Origin of the sequence: Kluyvera sp. Awk 3, assembly GCF_028069715.1 — a bacterium.
In the GTDB taxonomy this organism is placed as follows: Bacteria; Pseudomonadota; Gammaproteobacteria; order Enterobacterales; family Enterobacteriaceae; genus Kluyvera; species Kluyvera georgiana_A.
Genome location: NZ_JANEWH010000030.1, coordinates 14,034 through 31,181 on the forward strand (window position 1 = coordinate 14,034; position 17,148 = coordinate 31,181).

General features: G+C 54.0%; 15 protein-coding genes. 8 read left to right on the forward strand and 7 right to left on the reverse strand.

The features are described 5' to 3' along the window. Positions 1 to 112: 112 nt before the first annotated feature. Entirely contained in the window at positions 113 to 694 is a 582-nt protein-coding gene (locus tag NNN71_RS08780; protein ID WP_271458334.1) for a TetR family transcriptional regulator, read from the reverse strand. A 124-nt stretch (positions 695 to 818) separates the two neighbouring features. Between NNN71_RS08780 and NNN71_RS08785 the strand changes: the two genes are divergently transcribed. From NNN71_RS08785 to NNN71_RS08795, 3 genes are all read left to right on the forward strand, one after another. Further along, positions 819 to 2,309 (forward strand): MFS transporter, encoded by a 1,491-nt coding sequence (locus NNN71_RS08785; RefSeq protein WP_271458335.1) that lies wholly within the window; start codon positions 819 to 821, stop codon positions 2,307 to 2,309. Between the two features lie 125 nt (positions 2,310 to 2,434). Beyond that, on the forward strand, positions 2,435 to 2,836 hold the full coding sequence (locus tag NNN71_RS08790) for an antitoxin Xre-like helix-turn-helix domain-containing protein (RefSeq protein WP_064545512.1): 402 nt from the start codon (positions 2,435 to 2,437) through the stop codon (positions 2,834 to 2,836). Continuing rightward, on the forward strand, positions 2,833 to 3,528 hold the full coding sequence (locus NNN71_RS08795; RefSeq protein ID WP_223802611.1) for an RES family NAD+ phosphorylase: 696 nt from the start codon (positions 2,833 to 2,835) through the stop codon (positions 3,526 to 3,528). Before NNN71_RS08790 ends, NNN71_RS08795 begins: the two co-directional genes overlap by 4 nt. A 5-nt stretch (positions 3,529 to 3,533) precedes the next feature. Here NNN71_RS08795 and yddG read toward each other — a convergent pair whose 3' ends face one another. Next, positions 3,534 to 4,412: an aromatic amino acid DMT transporter YddG gene (yddG, locus tag NNN71_RS08800; protein WP_163445572.1), complete on the reverse strand. Its 879-nt coding sequence runs from the start codon at positions 4,410 to 4,412 to the stop codon at positions 3,534 to 3,536. 220 nt (positions 4,413 to 4,632) lie between these two features. Here yddG and fdnG point away from each other — a divergent pair, with 220 nt between their 5' ends. Genes fdnG through fdnI form a run of 3 tightly spaced genes read left to right on the forward strand, consistent with a single transcriptional unit; the run spans position 4,633 to position 9,228 of the window. After that, the gene (gene fdnG / locus NNN71_RS08805; RefSeq protein ID WP_271458336.1) at positions 4,633 to 7,680 is read left to right on the forward strand and encodes a formate dehydrogenase-N subunit alpha; all 3,048 of its coding nucleotides are present in this window, start codon (positions 4,633 to 4,635) and stop codon (positions 7,678 to 7,680) included. 11 nt (positions 7,681 to 7,691) lie between these two features. Beyond that, a complete protein-coding gene (gene fdxH, locus NNN71_RS08810) occupies positions 7,692 to 8,579 on the forward strand; it encodes a formate dehydrogenase subunit beta (RefSeq protein WP_163445576.1) in 888 nt (295 codons plus the stop codon). Beyond that, a complete protein-coding gene (gene fdnI / locus NNN71_RS08815) occupies positions 8,572 to 9,228 on the forward strand; it encodes a formate dehydrogenase-N subunit gamma (protein ID WP_064545498.1) in 657 nt (218 codons plus the stop codon). Before fdxH ends, fdnI begins: the two co-directional genes overlap by 8 nt. A gap of 78 nt (positions 9,229 to 9,306) precedes the next feature. On the opposite strand, the gene NNN71_RS08820 is transcribed toward fdnI, so the two are convergent. Together NNN71_RS08820 and NNN71_RS08825 are read right to left on the reverse strand one after the other, a co-directional pair. Further along, a complete protein-coding gene (locus NNN71_RS08820; RefSeq protein WP_167575846.1) occupies positions 9,307 to 9,630 on the reverse strand; it encodes a CcdB family protein in 324 nt (107 codons plus the stop codon). After that, on the reverse strand, positions 9,630 to 9,821 hold the full coding sequence (locus NNN71_RS08825; RefSeq protein ID WP_249021813.1) for a hypothetical protein: 192 nt from the start codon (positions 9,819 to 9,821) through the stop codon (positions 9,630 to 9,632). Before NNN71_RS08825 ends, NNN71_RS08820 begins: the two co-directional genes overlap by 1 nt. 258 nt (positions 9,822 to 10,079) lie before the next feature. Between NNN71_RS08825 and araJ the strand changes: the two genes are divergently transcribed. Beyond that, the gene (gene araJ, locus NNN71_RS08830) at positions 10,080 to 11,237 is read left to right on the forward strand and encodes an MFS transporter AraJ (RefSeq protein ID WP_271458337.1); all 1,158 of its coding nucleotides are present in this window, start codon (positions 10,080 to 10,082) and stop codon (positions 11,235 to 11,237) included. Between the two features lie 35 nt (positions 11,238 to 11,272). Here araJ and adhP read toward each other — a convergent pair whose 3' ends face one another. Next, on the reverse strand, positions 11,273 to 12,283 hold the full coding sequence (gene adhP / locus NNN71_RS08835; RefSeq protein WP_163445580.1) for an alcohol dehydrogenase AdhP: 1,011 nt from the start codon (positions 12,281 to 12,283) through the stop codon (positions 11,273 to 11,275). A gap of 217 nt (positions 12,284 to 12,500) precedes the next feature. Between adhP and NNN71_RS08840 the strand changes: the two genes are divergently transcribed. Then, positions 12,501 to 13,100 (forward strand): inorganic diphosphatase, encoded by a 600-nt coding sequence (locus NNN71_RS08840; RefSeq protein ID WP_271458338.1) that lies wholly within the window; start codon positions 12,501 to 12,503, stop codon positions 13,098 to 13,100. A 64-nt stretch (positions 13,101 to 13,164) separates the two neighbouring features. Here the strand turns inward: NNN71_RS08840 and NNN71_RS08845 are convergent, their stop codons facing one another. Both NNN71_RS08845 and NNN71_RS08850 read right to left on the reverse strand, forming a co-directional pair. Beyond that, positions 13,165 to 14,877: an ABC-F family ATP-binding cassette domain-containing protein gene (locus NNN71_RS08845; protein ID WP_271458339.1), complete on the reverse strand. Its 1,713-nt coding sequence runs from the start codon at positions 14,875 to 14,877 to the stop codon at positions 13,165 to 13,167. A gap of 404 nt (positions 14,878 to 15,281) precedes the next feature. Further along, positions 15,282 to 16,976 carry an NAD-dependent malic enzyme gene (locus tag NNN71_RS08850; RefSeq protein WP_163445586.1) on the reverse strand — a complete coding sequence of 565 codons (1,695 nt, stop codon included), beginning with the start codon at positions 16,974 to 16,976 and terminating at the stop codon, positions 15,282 to 15,284. Between the last annotated feature and the right edge of the window lie 172 nt (positions 16,977 to 17,148).

Here is a 17,148-nt window from a genome sequence, read left to right on the forward strand (position 1 = left end):
ATTATTATCGTCTGGCCGTTTTATCTCTTTATCGTTGAAGAATAGATAAAAAAAGCGCGTTGTAAGAAAACGCGCTGTGAATAAAACGTTGTTAATTGTTACTAAATGTAAATTATACGGGGTGGAGTTCTAGTGTAATATAATGCTGTATATAACGAGCAAAGATTTCGTCGCTTATTTCCGTCATCCCTAGCGCATAAATTCCATCCAGTCCACACACCAGAGCAATTAATCGCCAGGCAATATTTTCCGCACTATCTATTGGTCTGAATTCATTTGCTTCTGTGCCCTGCACAATCAGTGAAACGGTTTCCTTATGCCACATATCCATCGTCAGTAGGTAGGCGCCTTTAATATCACTGTCGCTGTCCGCCAGCAGTTGCGCTTCCCGGCACAGACGCACATAGGGTTCAAGGCGGCCATCGTCGCTGCCGAGCATCGAAAACAGGCGGTCGTGCCAGTTGGCATCATCGGCCACCAGCGGCATATCGAGCATTTCACGAATCAGCCGGACAAAGGCGAGGGATTTCAGTTCGCCAATCGAGGTGAAGTGGTGGTGCACCTGGCCGCTGGAGACCCCGGCGACGCTGGCGATATGGCGAACGGTCATAGCGCTAAAGCCGCCGCTCAGCGCGACCTTCATGGCGGTTTTGAGGATCTCTTCCCGCCGTTCTTCTCGGGTTAAATAATTCATTTTTCTTCGTTTACGTAGGGTTTCGAACAGAATAACAAAAAATTGGACATGCGTTCAACAATCCGGCAGGATCTCGTTCCTGGACGCATGTCCAACAATAAATAATGATTTGAGGAACAAAAAAATGTCACGCCAATGGTTAACGCTCATGGCTATTTTGATGGTCTATATCCCGGTGGCGATTGATGCCACCGTGCTGCACGTGGCCGCGCCGACGCTGAGCGTCGCGCTGGGTACCAGCGGCAATGAGCTGCTATGGATCATTGATATCTATTCACTGGTCATGGCCGGGATGGTGCTGCCGATGGGCGCGCTCGGCGATAAGATTGGTTTTAAACGCCTGCTGCTGCTGGGTAGCGGGATCTTTGGTCTGGCATCGCTTGCGGCGGCGTTTTCGCCAACCGCGCTGACGCTGATTGCCTCCCGCGCGCTGCTGGCCATTGGCGCGGCGATGATTGTCCCCGCGACGCTTGCCGGGATCCGCACCACCTTTGCGCAGGCTCGTCACCGTAATATGGCGCTAGGGCTGTGGGCGGCCGTGGGCTCTGGTGGCGCGGCGTTTGGCCCACTGGTGGGCGGGATGCTGCTTGAACACTTTTATTGGGGCTCGGTATTCCTGATCAACGTGCCGATTGTGCTGGTGGTTATTGCCATTAATGCCAGAGTGGTTCCGCGTCAGCCGGCGCGACGGGAACAGCCGCTGAATCTGCTCCAGGCGCTGGTGCTGATTGCCGCCATTCTGATGCTGGTGTTTAGTGCCAAGTCGGCGCTGAAAGGGCAGCTTGCGCTGTGGCTGGTGTCGATGGTGGCGATCGCCGGTGCCGGTATGCTGTACTGGTTTGTGCGTAAACAGCTCTCGTCTGCGCGTCCAATGGTGGACATGCGTCTCTTTACCCATCGCGTTATTTTAAGCGGGGTGATGATGGCAATGACGGCGCTGATTACCCTGGTGGGCTTTGAGCTGCTGATGGCGCAGGAGCTGCAGTTTGTACACGGTAAAACGCCATTTGAAGCCGGGCTCTTTATGCTGCCGCTGATGGTGGCGAGCGGCTTTAGCGGGCCAATTGCCGGCATACTGGTGTCGAAACTTGGGCTGCGTGAGGTGGCGACCGGCGGAATGCTGTTAAGCGCGCTGAGCTTCCTTGGCCTGTCTATGACCGATTTCAGCGCCCACCCGTGGCTGGCATGGGGGATGATGACCCTGCTGGGCTTTAGCGTTGCCAGCGCGCTGCTCGCCTCCAGTGCGGCGATTATGGCGGCGGCGCCTAAAGAGAAAGCGTCAGCGGCAGGCGCCATCGAAACGATGGCCTACGAGCTGGGAGCGGGGCTGGGCATTGCGCTGTTTGGTCTGATCCTGACCCGCAGCTATACCTCGTCAATCGTGCTGCCTGCGGGGATCGACGGTATGGCCGCGGAGCAGGCAGCTTCCTCAATCAGCGAAGCGATCAAGCTGGCGCAGTCGATGCCCGCCATTCCGGCGCAAAGCCTGATGGAGGCGGCAAAAATAGCGTTTATCAATTCGCATAGCATCGTGCTGGCGACCGCAGGCGTACTGCTTCTGCTGCTGGCTGGCGGGATCTGGCGTAGCCTGGCTAAGATTCCGGACCCGGTTTAATTCCCGGGTAGACCCTTGTGGCTTTTTATCCGACAATGTACATTGTTGAACAGTTAGACTACAATTGTGATTAAATGTACAGGCCAGTTTTTTGGCGTGTCGCGAAATGAAGCATGGGAGGACATATGGCTACAGTACAAGAAAGCCATGTAAACGGTAATGTTGATACCAGCAAGGCACTGCCGGTTGTGTTCCGCATCCTGGAAAAATGGCAGTGCAACACAGATGAACAGCTTCGGCTTCTGGGTATTAGTTCACGTTCAACATTGAACAAATACAAAGAGTCGAAGGGCGGCATTCGTTTAAGTCTGGATATTCAGGAACGGATGAGCTACATCCTGAATATCCATAAATGCTTGCGTTTGCTGTTCACCGCTGATGACAGCATCTATGGCTGGGTGCGCAAACCAAATTCCCATCCTTTCTTTGCGGGACGTTCAGCGATGGATGTGATGAACGGTGGACGTGTTGCCGATCTCTACGAGGTCGCGACCCGACTTCAGTCCTGGCGAGGGGGCATGGCTTGAGCACTGAAACGCCACCACTCATTGATGTAACAGGGGCAGCGGCGTACCGGATCATTCCCAGCCGCTATCCCACCATTGATTTGTTCGAGGATGTCGCCAGCAGCGATGAGCTTGAAGCGGTGTGGGCCGTTGAAGCGCTCACCAATGAACGTTTGCTGGAGCAGGCCGGTGAGCTGATGCGGGTGCCGAAAGCAGACTGGCTGGTTGGGCTTAACGGCAGCAGTTACGTGATGGCAGCCTTCACCCATATTAATCCGGAAGGGGCGCGGTTTAGCACCGGCGATTTTGGCGGCTATTACTGCGCGCCTCAGCTCGACACCGCCATTAAAGAAACGGTCTACCATCAGGAACGTATCTTTGGTTATACCAACGAGCCGGCGCAAAAAGTACAAATGCGGGTGCTGTTTACCGAATTTAATGCGACCTTAGCGGATATCACCCACGAGCCGTTTATCTCATCGCCGCTTTATCACGCGACGGATTATAGTCAGTCGAAAGTCTTTGCGCAGGGCCAAAAAATGCAGGGCAGGGATGGTATTCATTATTGTTCGGTGCGCCATATTGGGCACACTTGCTACGTGCTGTATCGGCCCTGTCTGGTCACGAAGGTGACGCAGGCAGAGCACCTGGAGTACCACTGGAATGGCCGTTCAATTACCAATATCCTGAGTATTAAGCTCTACGGAGACTAGCCCGGTTATCGCCGGGTGGCCTGCCAGCAGAGCAGTGAGCCCACGCAGACCATCGCCGCGCCTTGCCAGAACGACCAGGAGAGCGCGGCGCTAAGCAACACCGCCGCCAGCGCAGAAGAGAGCACTGGCGTAAAGTAAGAGGCGACGGCCAGCAGGCTGACGTTACCGTGCAGTATCCCTACGTTCCAAGCGGCATAGGCTAATCCTAACGCCAGCGCGCACATCACAAGCTTAACGATCACCGGCCAGCTGAAGATCATCGGCGGTTGATCGCTTAGCAAGAATTTCACCCACAGGCTTAAGGCCGTCAGCAAAACAAACAGGGTAATACCATTTTTGCCTTTGGCATATTTGGCGGTGACGGTGCAGTAGGCTGCCCAGATAAACGCGCCGACGAAGGCCAGAATATAGCTGAGTGGACTTGAGATGACGTTGCGGGTTATTTCATTGATATCCAGCCCTTGTTCGCCGCCTAATACCCAGGTGACGCCGAACAGGGAGAGCAATAATCCCGGGATGACCAACCAGCTGCTTTTTTGACCGTTGAACAGAATAGCAAACAGAATCGTCAGGCTTGGCCAGAGATAATTGACCATGCCAACTTCAATTGCCTGTTGACGCGTGCCGGCGTAGCCAAGTGAGAGCGCCAGACAGATTTCATAACAGACAAACAGCACGCTGCCGGCAAGCAAATAACGCGGTGGGAACTGGCGTAACTGCGGGAAACCGACGGTGAAAATGAGTAGCAGGCCGCTAAGGGAATAGATCATCGCCGCACCGCCCACCGGGCCAAGCCCTTCGCTGACGCCGCGAATTAACCCCACCATAGTGCTCCATAATACAATGGCGGTGAGGCCGATGAGCGTCGCTCTTTTTTTATCCATCTCTGACCCGATGATTTTACAAACGAAGTCTGCGTTTATAGCATTTTTTTTCGGCTAACTGGGATATTTTTCCATAACGATTAACCCTAAAGGATTAATAAAATTGGTTGCCCTTGACTATTAAGGGGGGATCGGTTTTCGACATTGATTTGACGCAAATAAATCAAGAGTATTGCTGTTAGTTTTTCCGGCGAAGTACATCCATACAATGAGGAAAACAATGGACGTCAGCCGCAGAAAGTTTTTTAAAATCTGCGCGGGCGGTATGGCCGGGACGACGGCAGCGGCATTAGGATTTGCTCCTAAAATGGCGCTGGCTCAGGCGCGTAATTTCAAATTGCTGCGCGCCAAAGAAGTTCGTAATACCTGCACATACTGCTCCGTGGGTTGTGGGCTTTTAATGTATAGCCTGGGCGATGGGGCTAAAAATACCCGGGAATCAATTTATCACATTGAAGGTGACCCGGATCATCCGGTGAGCCGTGGCGCGCTGTGCCCGAAAGGCGCAGGGCTGCTGGACTATGTGCACAGTGAAAACCGCCTGCGCTATCCGCAATACCGTGCGCCTGGCTCGGATAAATGGCAGCGTATTTCGTGGAATGAAGCCTTCGATCGCATCGCAAAACTGATGAAGGCCGACCGCGACGCCAACTTTATTGAGAAGAACGAGCAGGGCGTGACGGTCAACCGCTGGCTGTCCACGGGGATGCTGTGCGCTTCGGCGGCCAGTAATGAAACCGGTATGCTGACGCAAAAATTTGTGCGCTCGCTCGGCATGCTGGCGGTAGATAACCAGGCGCGCGTCTGACACGGACCAACGGTAGCAAGTCTTGCTCCAACATTTGGTCGCGGTGCGATGACCAACCACTGGGTTGATATCAAAAACGCTAACGTCGTGGTGGTGATGGGCGGTAACGCCGCAGAGGCCCATCCGGTGGGATTCCGCTGGGCGATGGAAGCCAAAAACAATAACGATGCGACGCTAATCGTCGTCGACCCGCGCTTTACGCGTACCGCGTCGGTGGCCGATATCTACGCGCCGATTCGTTCCGGCACCGACATTACCTTCCTGTCGGGGGTGCTGCTGTACCTGATCGAAAATAACAAGATCAACGCCGAATATGTGAAGCACTATACCAACGCCAGCCTGCTGATGCGGGAAGACTTTACTTTCGAAGACGGTCTGTTCAGCGGTTACGATGCCGAAAAACGCCAGTACGATAAATCCTCGTGGAACTACCAGTTTGATGAGAACGGCTACGCCAAACGCGATGAAACGCTGACCCACCCGCGCTGCGTGTGGAACCTGCTGAAAACGCACGTTTCCCGCTATACGCCGGATGTAGTGGAAAATATCTGCGGTACGCCGAAAGCGGACTTCCTGAAAGTGTGTGAAGTACTGGCCTCGACCAGCGCGGCAGACCGTACCACCACCTTCCTGTATGCGCTGGGCTGGACTCAGCACACCGTTGGCGCCCAGAACATCCGCACCATGGCGATGATCCAGCTGCTGCTTGGCAATATGGGGATGGCGGGCGGCGGCGTGAACGCGCTGCGCGGTCACTCCAACATTCAGGGCTTAACCGATTTGGGTCTGCTGTCGACCAGCCTGCCAGGCTATCTGACGCTGCCGTCGGAAAAACAGACCGATCTGCAAAGCTATCTGTCCGCCAATACGCCGAAAGCGACACTGGCGGATCAGGTTAACTACTGGGGCAACTATCCGAAGTTCTACGTCAGCCTGATGAAAGCCTTCTACGGCGACGCGGCGACAAAAGAGAACGATTGGGGATTCGACTGGCTACCAAAATGGGACCAGGCCTACGACGTTATCAAATATTTCAACATGATGGATAACGGCAAGGTCACCGGTTACATCTGTCAGGGCTTTAACCCGGTGGCGTCATTCCCGGATAAAAACAAAGTGGTGCGCAGCTTAAGCAAGCTGAAGTACATGGTGGTTATCGATCCGTTAGTGACTGAAACCTCCACCTTCTGGCAGAACCACGGTGAATCGAACGATGTTGACCCATCGACGATCCAGACGGAAGTGTTCCGCCTGCCGTCCACCTGTTTCGCTGAAGAAGACGGTTCTATCGCCAACTCCGGCCGCTGGCTGCAGTGGCACTGGAAAGGCCAGGAAGCACCGGGTGAAGCCCGTAACGATGGCGAGATTCTGGCCGGTATTTACCATCGTCTGCGCGAGATGTATCGCAACGAAGGCGGTAAAGGCGTTGAGCCGCTGCTGAAGATGGGCTGGCACTACAAACAGCCGGACCATCCGGAATCAGAAGAAGTGGCGAAAGAGAACAACGGCTATGCGCTGGCGGATCTCTATGATGCCAACGGCACGCTGGTGGCGAAAAAAGGCCAACTGCTCAATAGCTTTGCGCTGCTGCGCGATGACGGTACGACGTCGTCCTCCTGCTGGATTTATACCGGTAGCTGGACCGAGCAGGGCAACCAGATGGCCAACCGCGATAACGCCGATCCGTCAGGTCTTGGCAATACGCTGGGCTGGGCGTGGGCGTGGCCGCTGAACCGTCGCGTACTGTATAACCGTGCCTCGGCGGATGTTAACGGCAAACCGTGGGATCCGAAACGCATGCTGATCCAGTGGAATGGCACGAAATGGGCCGGTAACGATATTCCGGACTTCAATACCGCGCCGCCGGGAAGCAAAACCAATCCGTTTATCATGCAGCCTGAAGGTCTGGGCCGTTTGTTTGCGCTCGATAAGCTGGCAGAAGGGCCGTTCCCGGAGCACTACGAGCCGATGGAAACGCCGCTGGGTACCAACCCGCTGCATCCGAACGTGATCTCAAGCCCGGTGGTTCGTTTGTACGAAGAAGATGCCGTGCGTCTCGGCAAGAAGGACAAGTTCCCGTTCGTGGGGACCACCTATCGTCTGACCGAGCATTTCCATACCTGGACCAAGCATGCGCGCCTGAACGCTATTGCCCAACCGGAGCAGTTTGTGGAAATCAGCGAAGGGCTGGCGAAAGCCAAGGGGATTGCCAACGGCGATCGTGTGACCGTCAGCAGCCAGCGTGGTTTTATTCGCGCCGTCGCGGTGGTCACTCGCCGTCTGCAAACGCTGAACGTGAACGGCCAGCAGGTGGAAACCATTGGTATCCCGTTGCACTGGGGTTATGAAGGCGTGGCGCGTAAAGGCTACATCGCCAACACCCTGACGCCGAACGTGGGCGATTCCAACTCGCAGACGCCGGAGTATAAGGCGTTTCTGGTTAACATCGAGAAAGCGTAAGGAGCGTTTAAATGGCGATGGAAACACAAGACATTATTAAACGCTCTGCGACCAACCCGATCACTCCTGCGCCTCGTGCGCGGGATTATAAGGCAGAAGTTGCCAAGCTGATTGATGTCTCTTCCTGTGTGGGCTGCAAAGCCTGCCAGGTGGCCTGCTCCGAGTGGAACGATATTCGCGACGAGGTAGGGCATTGCGTGGGGGTTTACGATAATCCGGCGGATCTGAGCGCCAAGTCCTGGACGGTGATGCGTTTTAGCGAAACCGAGCAGAACGGCAAGCTGGAATGGCTGATTCGTAAAGATGGCTGTATGCACTGCGAGGATCCGGGCTGCCTGAAGGCGTGTCCGTCCGCCGGGGCGATTATTCAGTACGCCAACGGCATCGTCGACTTCCAGCAGGACAACTGTATCGGTTGCGGTTACTGCATTGCCGGGTGTCCGTTCAATATTCCGCGCCTCAATAAAGAGGATAACCGCGTGTATAAATGCACCCTGTGTGTGGATCGCGTCAGCGTCGGCATGGAGCCTGCCTGCGTGAAAACCTGTCCCACCGGCGCTATTCATTTCGGTACCAAGAAAGAGATGCTGGATGTGGCGCAGGAACGCGTGGATAAGCTGAAGAAACGTGGCTATGCGAATGCCGGCATCTATAACCCGGAGGGTGTGGGTGGAACGCACGTGATGTATGTACTGCATCATGCGGATCAGCCCGAGCTCTATCATAAGCTGCCGAAGGAACCTGCCATTGATACCAGCATTAATCTGTGGAAAGGGGCGCTTAAACCGTTATCCGCCGCAGGTTTTATTGCCACTTTTGCCGGGCTTATCTATCACTACATTGGTATTGGCCCGAATAAGGAAGTGGACGATGACGAAGAGGAGGATGGCCATGAGTAAGTCGAAAATGATTGTGCGCACGAAGTTTGTCGATCGCGCCTGTCACTGGACGGTGGTTATCTGTTTCTTCCTAGTGGCGGTCTCGGGGATTTCCTTCTTCTTCCCGACGCTGCAATGGCTGACCGAAACCTTCGGTACTCCGCAGATGGGGCGCATTCTGCATCCGTTCTTCGGCGTGCTGATTTTCGTGGTGCTGATGTTTATGTTCGTGCGCTTTGTGCACCATAACATCCCGGATAAGCAGGATATTCCGTGGGTGTTAGGCATTGTCGAAGTGCTGAAAGGCAATGAACATAAGGTCGCGAAGGTTGGCAAATATAACGCCGGGCAGAAGATGATGTTCTGGAGCATCATGAGCATGATTTTTGTGCTGCTGGTGACCGGGGTCATTATCTGGCGTCCGTACTTCGCGCCGTATTTCCCGATTCAGGTTGTGCGCTACGCGCTGCTGATTCACGCGACGTCGGCCATCATTCTGATCCACGCGATCCTTATCCATATGTATATGGCCTTCTGGGTCAAAGGATCCATTAAGGGGATGATTGAAGGTAAAGTGAGCCGTCGCTGGGCGCAGAAGCACCATCCACGCTGGTATCGCGAAGTCGAACGCGAAGAGGCGAAAAGAGAGAGTCAGGAAGGGCTGAAGTAACAACGCGTCATCGAAGCGATAACGAGCGGTCTGATGTTTCCGAATGGGCGTGTCAGGCCGCTTTTTATATATACGTTTTCAGGTATTAGTGACTAAGGCATCCAGAGCGGCGATCACACCCGGGCGGGCGCTGCGTAAATTACAGACAAATAATCGGTTGTTGAGCTTTGCTTTATCGATGCTGGTCATTGCAGGGGCGTTAATGGCGAGGGTCTGGAAATCGATATTAACCAGCGGCGTTACCTGATGATAGTAGGTTTTTAATAATGGGTGTCCGCTTAATGGGAGAACCAGACGTGTTGCAAGATCCGCGTAGTAATCGTGTTGAATCACCATAATATAGGGATGCTGCAAACGGCTCCGTTCCGATGCATTTCGATAAACATCAAATTGCATTGTCATTAGAGCACCTCATAAAATGGGTCATCGGATAACAGGCCCGCTTCTTGCGTGAACTCATTCATTTTGCGAATAAATTCTCGATCTTCCGCGCGTATTCTACAACCCGTTGCCTGTTGTGCTATGGTATCAGTTGAAACCCTCTTGCTCTGGTCTGCAATACACTCTTTTACGATGTTCTTAGATTTCATCATACACTCCCTCCCTGTAATGAATGTCCGTGATTATCTCGCTAAGTGGTTAAAACGCAATTCCTCATAATTTATCTTTGCGAGGCGGTATCCAGAAAAACACAGGTGTTGCATCATTCGACATTCCCACTGTTATGAATATGCGTGATTCGCGCTGTTTTTATGGATAAACCTGCCGTCACGCGTTTTTGTCTGGTTTGCATTCTACGAATGGTCGATAATGCCGACCCGCAAACTCAACATAAACAAGTGATTAGAGGGATGAAAAAAACAATCTTCGCGCTGGCGCTGGGCACGTTTGGCCTGGGAATGGCCGAATTTGGCATTATGGGCGTACTGCCCGAGCTGGCGCACGACGTGGGGATCTCAATCCCGGTCGCGGGGAATATGATCTCGTGGTACGCCTTTGGGGTGGTCATTGGCGCGCCGATCATCGCGTTGTTCTCTACGCGCTTTTCCCTCAAGTCCATCATGTTGCTGCTGGCCGCGCTCTGTATTGCTGGCAATGTCATTTTTACCTTCTCCTCCAGCTATGTGATGCTGGCATTCGGGCGACTGGTGTCAGGTTTTCCGCACGGGGCTTTCTTTGGCGTAGGGGCCATTATTCTGTCGAAAATTGCGCCACCCGGAAGGGTGACCGCGGCGGTGGCGGGGATGATTGCCGGGATGACGGTGGCGAATCTGGTTGGCGTGCCGGCAGGGACATGGCTGGGACATCAATTCAGCTGGCGCTATACCTTTCTGGCCATTGCTCTGTTTGACGTGGCGGTGCTGCTGGCGATCATCGCCTGGGTGCCCACGCTATTTGATAAGTCAGATGCGCGTTTACGCGAGCAGTTTCATTTTCTCAAAAGCCCTGCGCCGTGGCTTATTTTCGCGGCCACAATGTTTGGCAACGCCGGGGTATTTGCGTGGTTCAGCTATATCAAGCCGTTTATGATGAACGTCTCCGGGTTTTCCGAGGGGGCGATGATGTTCATCATGATGCTGGTGGGCCTCGGTATGGTGCTGGGCAACATTCTGAGCGGCAAGCTTTCCGGGCGCTACAGCCCGCTGCGCATTGCCGCCACCACCGATTTCGTTATCGTGGTGGCGCTGCTGATGATCTTCGCGCTGGGCGGCATTAAGGTTGCGTCACTGACGCTGGCTTTTATCTGCTGTGCCGGGCTGTTTGCGCTTTCCGCACCGCTGCAAATATTGCTGCTGCAAAATGCGAAGGGCGGAGAAATGTTGGGAGCGGCTGGTGGGCAAATTGCTTTTAATCTGGGGAGCGCGATTGGCGCGTTTTTCGGTGGGCTGATGATTACCGTGAATTTCGGCTGGAACAGCGTCGCATTACCGGCGGCGGCACTGTCATTTCTCGCGATGTCGTCTTTGTTGCTTTACGCGCGTTATCAGCAGCGCAGGGCACTTGTCTGAAATAAGCCTCTCCCATCAGGGAGAGGCTGAGAACATTAATGGCGTAAATCAATCACCATACGGCCACGGATCTGGCCTTGTTCCATCTCTTTAAAGATCGCGTTAATGTCGGTTAATGGACGCAGCGCAACTTTCGGTACCACTTTTCCTTCGGCGGCGAACTGGAAGGCTTCGGTCAGATCCTGACGGGTGCCAACCAGCGAGCCAACGACTTCAATGCCGTCCAGCACCAGACGCGGGATATCGAGACTCATCGACTCCGGCGGCAGGCCGACTGCGACCACTCGGCCACCAGCGCGAACCGCGTCAACCGCTGAGTTAAATGCGGCTTTCGCCACCGCGGTGACCACGGCGGCATGCGCGCCACCGGTTTTTTCCTGTACGATTTTCGCCGCGTCTTCGCTGCGGGAGTTGATGGTCAGATCCGCACCCATTTCCGCGGCCAGCTTCAGCTGTTCATCGTTAACGTCCAGCGCGATCACTTTGGCATTAAAGACGTTCTTCGCATATTGCAGCGCCAGGTTACCCAGGCCGCCAAGACCGTAAATGGCAATCCACTGCCCAGGTTTGATGTGCGACACTTTCACCGCTTTATAGGTGGTGACTCCCGCGCAGGTGATGCTGCTCGCCGCGGCGGAGTCGAGGCCGTCCGGTACTTTTACCGAATAATCGGCGGTAACAATGCACTCTTCAGCCATGCCGCCATCGACGCTGTAACCGGCATTTTTTACCGAGCGGCAAAGGGTTTCGTTACCGCTGTTACAGTATTCACAGTGCCCGCAGCCTTCGAAGAACCATGCCACGCTCGCGCGGTCGCCCACTTTCAGCGAGGTCACACCAGGGCCAATCTCTTTAACAATACCAATCCCTTCATGGCCGAGGATCACCCCGGTCTTGTCACCGAAATCGCCGTTTTTTACGTGCAGATCGGTGTGACAGACCCCACAGCACTCCATGGAAAGCAGCGCTTCACCGTGCTGCAACGGACGCAGCTTTTTATCGGTGACGTTTACCTGATGGTCATGAGTGACAACTGCAGCCTTCATATCCTACTCCTGGTTATGTTGTATTCGAAAATAATACTCATTAATGATTAGTCATAGGGGCGTAAAACGCAAGGCATGAAGAGAGAAGAATCTGGTGGGTTTTCATATTGATAGCATTAAGGGTTAACCGTATTGTCATCAAACGGTCATCCTTTGTTCACTCGCAAACTCTACGGTGTGCTTTTTACTTTCCCTATAACAATAGAGTGAACACACAATGCATCTGGTCAAAACTATCCTTGCCGCAAGCCTGTTTCTATCCGCTGCCGCTCAGGCGCATAATATCCTCGAGTTTCCGCAGCCCGAGAATAACCCGGAAGAGTTTTATGCGGTGACCGAGATTCCGGCGGGGGGAATTATCAAATATGAAACCGACGCTAAAACCGGTTTTCTGATCGCCGATCGTTTCCAGTCGATGCCGGTGGCTTATCCGGCTAACTACGGTTCGCTGACCCAGTCGCTGGCGGGAGATGGCGACCCGCTGGATGTGGTGTTTTATACCCGCGCGCCAATGGCTCCGGGTACGCTAATTAAGTTACGCGCGATTGGCGTGCTGAAGATGATCGACGGCGGTGAGAAAGATGACAAAATCATTGCCGTTCCCGCCAGCAAAATTGACCCGACTTATGACGATATTAAGAACGTCAGCGATCTGCCAAAAGTCGAGCAGGAGCGGTTGCAGGCGTTTTTCCGCGTCTACAAACAGCTGCCGGAAGGGCGCAAAAAGGTGGAACTGGACGGTTTTAACGATGCCGCCGCCGCCAAGCAGGAGATTAAGCAAGCGTGGAATGCGTGGCTGCAGAAAAACCCGCAATAAATTGTCGCGCTAAAGCGGCTTAAAAAGGAAACCCCGGCGTCGCAATGTTCAGCCGGGGTACCGTTTAGCTTAACTGCTTATTGATTAAGGCAATCTCCTCTCGCCAACGTTGCTGCATCAGCGGCTTCTGATGTTTCGGCTTGCGCGCCAGATCCTCTGCTAACCGCTGTTCAAGCGTAATTAAGCGCTCAAGCAGGTCATCGCCTTCCGGCGTGGTTACAGGGGATGAAACCGTTGCCGCCTCCGAAGTTTCTGCGCGGGTACGCTGGCGTAACTGCTCATATACCGCGTCGGCGTCTGGCCATTCGCTCAACCCGAACTCGTCAATCAGCCAGAAGCGGTTACAGCTTTGGTTGATGAGCTGGCGGTCGTGGCTGACCAGCAGCAGGCCTCCGGGGTAGTGACAGAGCGTTTCCGCCAGCGCTTCTTTACCGTCGATGTCCAGATGGTTGGTGGGTTCATCCAGCAACAGCAGGCTATAGCGGGCAAGGGACAGGCCGACAAACAGCAGGCGCGAACGTTCGCCGCCGCTCAACGTACTGACTTTTTGCCCATGACGCGTCCAGCCGAAACCGGCTGAAATCAGCGCGCGCTTGCGGGTTTCACCCGACGGCTCGAACATTTCCAGCGCCTCCAGCAGCGTGGCGTTATCCGCTAACTGGTGTAACGTCTGGTCGTAATAGCCCGGATGCAGACGCGGATGCAACTTAAGCCCGATGTCTGGCGCTTCCTGCTGCATTTGTCGCCAAAGCAGACGCAGAAGCGAAGATTTGCCGCCGCCGTTGCGTCCCATAATGGCCACGCGGTCACCGCTTTGCAGCCGGGCGATGCCGGTGGTAAACAGTGGCGCGAGACCCGGCGCAGGGGGGACGGCAAGGTGCTCCATTTCCAGTAACCGGTCGGCCCGTACGGCATCGCCATTGAGTTCCAGTTGCCATGGCGTGCCGGCGGTCAGGTCGGTTTGCGCTGCTTTCAACCGGGCAACCTGCCTCTCCATCTGTTTGGCCTTGCGGGAGAGATCTTCGTTGTCATAGACCTGTCCCCAGGTGGCCAACCGTTTGGCGCTGGCGGTGACCCGGTCGATCTCCTTTTGTTCCGCTTTATGCCTTAACGCATCGCTCTCATCCTGTTCAGCCAGCGCTTGACGAGCGGCGGTGCAGGGGAGTGAGAACGCGTGCAGGGTATTATCACGTAATATCCAACTGGTGTTGGTCACGGCATCCAGTAGCGGATTATCATGTGAAACCAGCACAAAGCTGCCGTTCCAGTTATTCAGGAACGTTTCAAGCCAAAGCAGCGTTGGCAGATCGAGATGGTTACCCGGCTCATCCAACAGCAACAGATCGGGATTAAGAATCAACGCGCGCGCCAGCAGTAGCCGCGTATGTTGTCCGCCGCTTAAGGTGGCGGCAGCCTGTTCAAGCTCATCAGCGTGAAACCCCATTTCCATCAGCAGCCGCTCAGCCTGCCAGCGCTGGCTTTCACGCGCGGTGAAAGGCAACTGCGCCAGTACCGCCTGTATGAGCGATTGTGCCAGCAGCTCATCAGGAAGATGCTGTTCGACACGCGCCATCAGGCAATGGTTTGCGATGGACACGCTACCGGACGAAGGGGTAATGGTTCCGTCAAGTACCTGTAATAAGGTACTTTTCCCGCAACCGTTATAGCCAATCAGACCGATACGATCGCCTTTCTTCAGGGTGAAGGAGAGTGCGTTGAAAAGAGGGCCGAACGCCGTCTCAACGTGAAGAGATTGTGCAGTTAGTAATGTGCTCATTTGCTTACTCAAGTGTTACAGGCATGGGAATGCCTCGTCATACAACGCTGACGATAACTTGATAAGCCCGAGGGAAGGGTTTAAAGGTTGGTGTCTTCGCTCAAGCAGAAGTTATCGCAGCACGATACCGATAACGCTTGAGCTGGTGCGATCACCAAATGTATGTGAAACATTGAAAATTTCACAGTACAGCATAATTAGCCTCCTTTTCATGATGTCAGATGATTCGGTGAATGCAGTGTAGCGGGTGTGTAATATCTTTACCACCAAAGATATTAGTTACAACATACATATAAAGTATTTAAGATAAGACACATTTGGCATCGTGCATAACATCATTTTCAGCCAGAAGATTGAGTGAAGAACCCGGCGTCACGCTTGCTCAGCCGGGCTAATGGGACAGGTTAAATCGAGGTACGACGATAGCTGCGATATTCCGGCAGCCAGAAGTTCTCATCAATCGCTTCTTGCAGCGCGTCAGCAGAGGTATTCGTCGCGACCCCCTGTTGCTGCGCCATCTTACCCACCGCAAAGGCGATGGCACGCGAGACGATGTGAATATCCTTCAGCTCAGGAAGCACCAGTCCTTCGCCGTGATTGGCAAGTGGAGAGTGTTTCGCCAGGGTTTCGCTCGCCGACATCAGCATTTCGTCGGTGATACGCGAAGCGCCGGAAGCGATTACGCCCAGACCAATCCCCGGGAAGATATAAGAGTTATTACACTGGGCGATCGGGTACACCTTATCTTTCCAGGTCACCGGCGCGAACGGGCTGCCGGTAGCAACCAGCGCCTGACCATCAGTCCAACTGATGATATCCTGCGGCGTGGCTTCTACGCGTGACGTCGGGTTCGACAATGGCATCACAATCGGACGCGGGCAGTGTTTGTGCATTTCACGAATAATCTCTTCCGTGAACAGGCCCGTCTGACCAGATACGCCAATCAGGATATTCGGCTTCACGTTACGCACCACATCGAGCAGTGAAATCTGCTCATTGTCATGCTGCCAGTCGTGAATTTTTTCCTGTTTTTGCACCAGTTTACTCTGGAACGGCAGCAGGTTAGGCATCTGGTCGGTCAGCAGACCGAAACGGTCGACCATAAACACGCGGCTGCGAGCCTGTTCTTCGCTCAGACCTTCACGCTGCATCTGCGAAATGATCTGCTCGGCGATGCCGCAGCCCGCAGAACCGGCCCCGAGGAAGACAATTTTCTGCTCATTCAACTGGCTACCCGCCGCGCGGCTTGCCGCAATCAGCGTACCGACGGTGACCGCCGCAGTGCCCTGAATATCGTCGTTAAAGCAGCAGATTTCATCACGATAGCGGTTTAACAGCGGCATCGCGTTTTTCTGCGCAAAATCTTCGAACTGCAGCAGCACGTTTGGCCAGCGCTGTTTCACGGCCTGGATAAAGTCATCAACAAACTGGTAGTACTCTTCGTCGCTGATACGCGGGTTACGACAGCCCATATACAGCGGGTCGTTCAACAACTGTTGATTGTTGGTGCCGACGTCCAGTACCACCGGAAGGGTGTAGGCAGGGCTGATGCCGCCGCAGGCGGTGTACAGCGAAAGCTTACCGATAGGGATTCCCATACCGCCGATACCCTGGTCGCCCAGGCCGAGAATACGTTCTCCGTCGGTAACCACAATGACTTTGATGTTGTGGTTTGGCACATTTTGCAGGATATCGTCCATGTTGTGACGATTCTGATAAGAGATGAAGACGCCACGCGCACGACGATAAATCTCAGAGAAACGTTCGCAGGCCGCACCGACAGTCGGCGTGTAGATAACCGGCATCATCTCATCGAGATGGTTTTCAACCAGGCGGTAGAACAGCGTTTCGTTGGTATCCTGAATGTTGCGTAGGTAGATATGCTTATCGATTTCAGTTTTGAAACCCTGATATTGAATCCAGGCGCGCTCGGCCTGTTCTTCAATACTCTCGACAACCTCGGGCAGTAGCCCCAGCAGGTTGAAGTTGCTGCGTTCTTCCATACTGAACGCGCTGCCTTTATTCAGCAGCGGAAATTCCAACAGAACCGGCCCCGCATAAGGGATATACAGGGAACGATTTTTCTTGCCTGGTAACATCTGACTTAACTCCGTTATCTTCACTCCAGACCCAGCGGCGGGTGCAGCGCGCAAGATTATAGAGCAACGCTTAACATGATGGTGACAAATCGATAGAAAGGGCACAAAAAAGCGGGTGACTGCCTAAAAGCTCGGCAATTTCAGGTTTGTTTGATGGTCTTTCATGGTGACA